Below are 6,257 nucleotides of genomic sequence, written 5' to 3'. Positions count from 1 at the left end.
GCGAATCGCGCCGGTGGTTCCGGCTATCGCGGACAAGGTCCTCCTACGTTGCAGGCGAGCATGGCTTCTCGTAGGAGCGAGCTTGCTCGCGAACAAACACGGTGCCATGCGGTTCGCGAGCAAGCTCGCTCCTACGAAGAGCACTTCGGTAGAGCCTGCAAGACAGTTGCTCCTACACCATCCCGGAGGAAAGCGTCAGCCGTCGCCGGACCCGGGCCCGCGCGACGACCGAGCGGGCAGCGCCGGCCGCCTTACGCTAGGCTTTGCTGCGAGGGGCACGGTCACCGGCGCGCCGTCGCCCTCGACCAACAATCGCCGGATCACCTGCAGTTCGGGAACGCCATGCTAGAGCGCGAGCGCCTTCGCAATATCCTCTGCCTGGGGCTGCCGATCATCGGCGGCATGCTCAGCCAGAGCCTGCTCAACCTGGTGGACGCCGCCATGGTCGGGCACCTCGGGGAAAAGTCCCTGGCCGGCGTGGGCATCGGCAGCTACGCCAATTTCGTCGCCATCTCCCTGGTCATGGGCCTGGGCGCCGGCGTCCAGGCGCTGGTGGCGCGGCGCCGCGGCGAGGGCCGCGAGGGCGACCTGGCCACCCCGCTGAACTGCGGCCTGCTGGTGGCCCTGGGTCTGGCCCTGCCGATCGCCCTGGTGTGCCTGCTGTTCGCCGAACCCATAGTGCGCCTGCTGTCCCACGACCCCGAAGTGCTGGCCGTGGGCGTGCCCTACTTCGAATGGCGCGCGCTCTCGGTGCTGGCCGTAGGCCTGAACTTCGCCTTCCGCGGCTACTGGAACGGCACGCGGCGCTCGGGCACGTACATGCGCACCCTGGTGGTGATGCACCTGGCCAACGCCGCCATCAGCTACAGCCTGATCCACGGCCTGTTCGGCCTGCCGCGCATGGGCGCGGTGGGCAGCGGCCTGGGCACCACCCTGGCGCTGTACCTGGGCTCGGCGATCTATGCCTGGATCACTTGGCGCGACGCCCGCCCCCACGGCTTCCTCGCGCGCCTGCCCAGCGAGCGGGAAATCCGCGTGATGCTGCGCCTGTCGCTGCCCAACTCGCTGCAGCAGTTCTTCTTCGCCGCCGGCATCACCCTGCTGTTCTGGATCATCGCCCAGGTCGGCACCCGCGAGCTGGCGGTGGCCCACGTGCTGATCAACCTGGCGCTGTTCCTGATCCTGCCCGGCATCGGCCTGGGCATGGCGGCCACCACCCTGGTCAGCCAGTGCATGGGCGAGGGTGACTTCGACAGCGCCCACCGCTGGGGCTGGGACGTGGTCAAGGTCGCCGCCTGCGGCCTGGCGCTGCTGGGCACGCCGTTCTGGATGTTCCCCGAGGCGATCCTGCGGCTGTTCGTCAGCGACCCGGCGCTGATCGAGCTGGGCCGCGTGCCGCTGATGTTCACCGGGCTGGGCATGGTCATCGACGCCACCGCCCTGGTGCTGACCCAGGCGCTGCTCGGCGCCGGCGCCACGCGCACGGTCATGGCGGTCAGCCTGGGCAACCAGTGGCTGTTCTTCCTGCCCCTGGCCTACCTGGTCGGCCCGGTGCTGGGCGGCGGCCTGCTGGCGATCTGGAGCATGCAGATCCTGCAGCGCGGCCTGGCCTCGGCGATCTTCGCGGTGATGTGGCAGAAACGCCAGTGGACGCAGATAGAACTCTGAGGCCGGCTATGCTTTCCGGCAGCTAAGGAGGCTTCCATGAACGACGATTCACAGAACCGCCCGCCGAGCTTCTGGCAGATGCTGCAGAGCGTGCTGGCCGCCGCCTTCGGCGTGCAGAGCGGGAAGAACCGCGCCCGCGACTTCAGCCATGGCAAACCCAGCCACTTCATCTTCCTCGGCGTTGCCTTCACCCTGGTCTTCGTCCTGCTGCTCTATGCCCTGGTGCGCCTGGTGCTGCACCTGGCGGGGGTCTAGTCGAGCAGGGGCCGCAGGCTGAAGCGGTAATCCTTCTGCCCGGGGTGCAGGGCCAGGCTGAACGCACGGAAATCCACGCCATAGCCGGGGCGCGCCAGGCTGCTGCGCAGCTTTTCCGCGCGCCTCTTGTCCAGCAGGATGAACACCGGCAGTTGGCGGTCCTTGCCGCCGTGGGCAGCGAAGTCCACCCCGGCGTCGTAGTCGTGCAGCAGCACCATGGTCCAGCCGCCGAGGGTGAAATGGCCGCTCATGGCCACGCTGATGCTGCCGTCGACCACCGCCGAAAGCAGCTCCTGGGAATTGTTCAGGCCGCTGAACAGCATGTCGCGCCCCGGCACGTGGCCGGCCTCGCGGGCCGCCTTCATGGCGCCGAAGGCCATCTCGTCGTTGGCCGACCAGACCAGCCGAACCTGCGGGTAGCGGCGCAGCAGCTGCTGCGCCTGCTCATAGGCGCGCTGGCGGTCCCAGCCGCCGTACACCACCTGCAGCAGCCGGGCCCGCGGGAAGTCGGCCAGCGCCCGGCGCATGCCCTGCTCGCGCAACTGCGCCACCGGTGCCTGGGCAAGCCCGGAGAAGGCCAGCAGGTCCAGCCCCCACCCCGCCGCCGTGCCAGCCTTGAGCAGGCGGTGGGCCATCAGGTAGCCCGCCTCCTCCTCGTTGGCCACCAGGCTGCCGATCCAGTTGCGGTAGCGCTCGCGGCTACCGCCGACGATGCGCTGCTGGTCGGCGGTCAGCATGTGATTCACGGTGAACAGACGCACGGAGGTGTCGGCGAACAGGCGCAGCAGCTCCGGGCCGATGTAGCCCTCGTTGGTGAACACCAGGTAGTCGGGGAGCCGGCCGTCGCGCAGCAGCTCGCGCGCCTGCTGCAGCGAGCACTGCGGATCGCGCTCGGCGTAGAGCACGCGCAGCGGCATGCCCAGGTCGTCGGCGGCGGCCTGCATGAAGCGGGTGTAGCTGACCCAGTAGGGTTCGTCGGACCGTCCCGGGTTGAGGAACACCACCGACGCCGCCTGGCTGCCCAACGACAGCAACAGACCGGCGACCAGCAACCAGGACCTGCACAGAAGACTCAAGAACCCACACCCCACCGACCAGAAGCCGGTGAAGTATAGCCATTTGCCTTCATTGTGTTCGCTCAACCCTGACCGGTGGAGCGAAAATTACTGATGGCTCACCCAGAATATCGCCGTAGCCACCACCAGCAGGATGAGGATGAAGGCCGCGCGGGCGTCGATCACGCTGTCGCGATTGTCGTTACGGGATTCTTCGCTCATGTTTCCCCCATTTGTTCTTGCTGTTTTCGGTGGACCCACCAGCAGTTAAGACCAGGGCACGGGCAGCGACAAGGCGCGGCCCTTCATGCAGGCGGCGAAACCGGCTAGGCTGGGGCGATTTCCGCAACAAGAACAAGGCGTCACCATGGAAAACCTCTCCCTGCAAGACCGCGCCGCGCCCGAAGGCATCTGCTACGGCTGCGGCGGCAGCAACCCCCACGGCCTGCACATCAAGAGCTACTGGCACGAGGACGGCATCCACGTCATGGCCGAGCACCTGCCCGAGGCCAAGTACACCGGCTGGCCGGAACTGGTCTACGGCGGCCTGATCGCCATGCTGGTGGACTGCCACTCGAACTGGACGGCCATGGCCTACCACTACCGCGCCGAAGGCCGCGAGCCGGGCAGCCTGCCGCGCCTGGACTGCGTCACCGGCCACCTCGGCATCAAGTTCATCAAGCCCACCCCCATGGGCGTGCCACTGACCCTGCGTGCGCACGTGGAGGGCGAGCTGGGGCGCAAGAGCCGGATCATCTGCGAGGTGTATGCCGGCGACGTGCTGACCGCCATCGGCGACTCCATCTTCGTCCGCGTCGATACCGCCCGGCTGGGCGACCAGGCCCACGGCCGCGAGGGCTGAGGGAACCTGCGAGGGGCCTGCGGCCAGGCTCCGCGCCCCTTTCGCGGCACCTGCCGGCGGAGAAGGTTGCGACGGATACGGCGCTTATATCAGAAAGTTCTCGCCATATACTCAAACTTCACTTTTACGCATATTCCCTAACTGGTATCTTGCCCGCCACTCCGCGTGGAGCGCGTTGCCGTGCGCGCTCGGAAGCGCAGTACGCCCGAGCGCTATAGCCTGACAGCAGGATTTTTCATGTACGTATATGACGAATACGATCAGAGGATCGTAGAGGATCGCGTCAAGCAGTTCCGCGATCAGACCCGCCGCTACCTGGCGGGCGAACTGACCGGCGAGGAATTCCGCCCGCTGCGTCTGCAGAACGGCCTGTACATCCAGCGCTACGCGCCGATGCTGCGCATCGCCGTACCCTACGGCCTGCTCGCCTCGCGGCAGGTGCGCAAGCTGGCGCAGATCGCCCGCGACTACGACAAGGGCTACGCCCACATCAGCACCCGCCAGAACGTGCAGTTCAACTGGCCGGAGCTGGAGGACGTGCCGGAGATCCTCGCCGAGCTGGCCACCGTGCAGATGCACGCGATCCAGACCAGCGGCAACTGCATCCGCAACACCACCACCGACCAGTTCGCCGGCATCGCCCGCGACGAACTGGTGGACCCGCGCCCCTGGTGCGAGATCATCCGCCAGTGGTCGACCTTCCACCCCGAGTTCGCCCACCTGCCGCGCAAGTTCAAGATCGCCGTCAACGGCGCCGTGAGCGACCGCGCCGCCATCGAGGTGCACGACATCGGCCTGGAAGCGGTGAAGAACGAGGCCGGCGAGCTGGGCTTCCGCGTGCTGGTCGGCGGCGGCCTGGGCCGTACCCCCATCGTCGGCAGCTTCATCAATGAATTCCTGCCCTGGCAGCACCTGCTGTCGTACCTGGACGCCATCCTGCGCGTGTACAACCGCTACGGCCGCCGGGACAACAAGTACAAGGCGCGCATCAAGATCCTGGTCAAGGCGCTGACCCCCGAGGTCTTCGCCGAGAAGGTCAACGCCGAGTGGGCGCACCTCAAGGACGGCCCCAGCACCCTGACCGAGGCGGAAGTGCAGCGCGTCGCCGTGCATTTCGTCGACCCGGCCTACAAGGCCCTGGAAGACCAGGATGCCGCCCTCGCCGCCCTGGATGCCGAGCACCCCGGCTTCGCCCGCTGGCGCGAGCGCAACACCTTCGCCCACAAGAAGCCCGGCTACGTCGCCGTGACCCTGTCGCTCAAGCCCACCGGCGTGGCCCCGGGCGACGTGACCGACAAGCAACTGGACGCCATCGCCGACCTGGCCGACCGCTACAGCTTCGGCGAAGTGCGCAACAGCCATAACCAGAACATCATCCTCGCCGACGTCGAGCAGGCGCAGCTGTTCACCCTCTGGGGCGAACTGCGCGAGCTAGGCTTCGCCAGCCCCAACGTGGGCCTGCTGACCGACATCATCTGCTGCCCGGGCGGCGACTTCTGCTCCCTGGCCAACGCCAAGTCGATCCCGGTGGCCGAGGCCATCCAGCGCCGCTTCGACGACCTCGACTACCTGTTCGACATCGGCGACATCGACCTCAACATCTCCGGCTGCATGAACGCCTGCGGCCACCACCACGTGGGCCACATCGGCATCCTCGGGGTGGACAAGAAGGGCGAGGAGTTCTACCAGGTGTCCCTCGGCGGCAGCGCCGGCCGCGACGCCAGCCTGGCGCAGATCCTCGGCCCGTCCTTCGCCCAGGACCAGATGGCCGACGTGATCGAGAAGCTGATCAAGGTCTACGTCGAACGGCGCACCGAAGAGGAACGCTTCCTCGACACCTACCGCCGCATCGGCATCGACCCCTTCAAGGAGCGCGTATATGCAGCGAATCATTAAGCACCGCGAAGTGGTCGACGACCGCTGGCACCTGCTGCCCAAGGACGCCCCCCTGGAAAGCGTGCCCAACAGCGACGACGTGATCATCCCGCTGAACCTGTGGCTGGAACACGGCCCCGCCCTGCGCGGCCGCGACGGCGGCCTGGGCGTGTGGCTGGACGCCGACGAGGAGCCCGAGGCCATCGCCGGCGACCTGGACAGGTTCCAGGTGATCGCGGTGAACTTCCCGGCCTTCACCGACGGCCGCGGCTTCAGCACCGCGCGCCTGCTGCGCGAGCGCTTCGGCTACAAGGGCGAAGTGCGCGCCATCGGCGACGTGCTGCGCGACCAGCTGTTCTACATGCAGAGCTGCGGTTTCGACGCCTACGCCATCCGCGCCGACCGCGACCCGCACGATGCGCTGGCCAGCCTGGAGGACTTCAGCGAGGTCTACCAGACTTCGGTGACCCAGCCGCAGCCACTGTTCCGCCGGCGGCAGCTGGCCTGATCGGTAGCGACATGAAAAAGCCCCGCCCTGCAGG

Annotated in this window: 6 protein-coding genes; 5 read left to right on the top strand and 1 reads right to left on the bottom strand. The window is 67.5% G+C overall.

The genetic code is table 11. The features are described from left to right. Positions 1-342 precede the first annotated feature (342 nt). Entirely contained in the window at positions 343-1,668 is a 1,326-nt protein-coding gene (locus tag DK254_RS18720; RefSeq protein ID WP_109934980.1) for an MATE family efflux transporter, read from the top strand. A gap of 36 nt (positions 1,669-1,704) precedes the next feature. Continuing rightward, complete coding sequence (locus DK254_RS18715; protein ID WP_109934979.1) at positions 1,705-1,923, top strand: DUF2970 domain-containing protein; 219 nt, start codon at positions 1,705-1,707, stop codon at positions 1,921-1,923. On the opposite strand, the gene DK254_RS18710 is transcribed toward DK254_RS18715, so the two are convergent. Continuing rightward, the gene (locus tag DK254_RS18710; RefSeq protein ID WP_256595903.1) at positions 1,920-2,999 is read right to left on the bottom strand and encodes an ABC transporter substrate-binding protein; all 1,080 of its coding nucleotides are present in this window, start codon (positions 2,997-2,999) and stop codon (positions 1,920-1,922) included. The two genes, DK254_RS18715 and DK254_RS18710, sit on opposite strands and share 4 nt — an antisense overlap. Before the next feature lie 346 nt (positions 3,000-3,345). Here DK254_RS18710 and DK254_RS18705 point away from each other — a divergent pair, with 346 nt between their 5' ends. The 3 genes from DK254_RS18705 to DK254_RS18695 all read left to right on the top strand — a co-directional run bounded on the left by DK254_RS18705 (position 3,346) and on the right by DK254_RS18695 (position 6,223). Next, positions 3,346-3,840, top strand: coding sequence for a PaaI family thioesterase (locus tag DK254_RS18705; protein WP_089390321.1), 495 nt, complete (start codon positions 3,346-3,348; stop codon positions 3,838-3,840). 237 nt (positions 3,841-4,077) lie between these two features. Continuing rightward, on the top strand, positions 4,078-5,736 hold the full coding sequence (locus DK254_RS18700; RefSeq protein ID WP_109934977.1) for a nitrite/sulfite reductase: 1,659 nt from the start codon (positions 4,078-4,080) through the stop codon (positions 5,734-5,736). Next, positions 5,720-6,223, top strand: coding sequence for a DUF934 domain-containing protein (locus tag DK254_RS18695; protein ID WP_109934976.1), 504 nt, complete (start codon positions 5,720-5,722; stop codon positions 6,221-6,223). Before DK254_RS18700 ends, DK254_RS18695 begins: the two co-directional genes overlap by 17 nt. The last annotated feature ends 34 nt before the right edge of the window (positions 6,224-6,257 follow it).

It is taken from the genome of Pseudomonas sp. RW407 (assembly GCF_003176655.1).
GTDB classification, from domain to species: Bacteria; Pseudomonadota; Gammaproteobacteria; order Pseudomonadales; family Pseudomonadaceae; genus Pseudomonas; species Pseudomonas delhiensis.
The sequence above is the reverse complement of the archived record's forward strand: the minus strand, read 5'-3'. Positions and strand labels throughout refer to the sequence as shown.

Excerpts from the sequence above, each read along its gene's own strand:
- DK254_RS18720 (WP_109934980.1), top strand. The coding sequence starts at position 343 with ATGCTAGAGCGCGAGCGCCTTCGCAATATCCTCTGCCTGGGGCTGCCG.
- DK254_RS18715 (WP_109934979.1), top strand. The coding sequence starts at position 1,705 with ATGAACGACGATTCACAGAACCGCCCGCCGAGCTTCTGGCAGATGCTG.
- DK254_RS18705 (WP_089390321.1), top strand. The coding sequence starts at position 3,346 with ATGGAAAACCTCTCCCTGCAAGACCGCGCCGCGCCCGAAGGCATCTGC.
- DK254_RS18700 (WP_109934977.1), top strand. The coding sequence starts at position 4,078 with ATGTACGTATATGACGAATACGATCAGAGGATCGTAGAGGATCGCGTC.
- DK254_RS18695 (WP_109934976.1), top strand. The coding sequence starts at position 5,720 with ATGCAGCGAATCATTAAGCACCGCGAAGTGGTCGACGACCGCTGGCAC.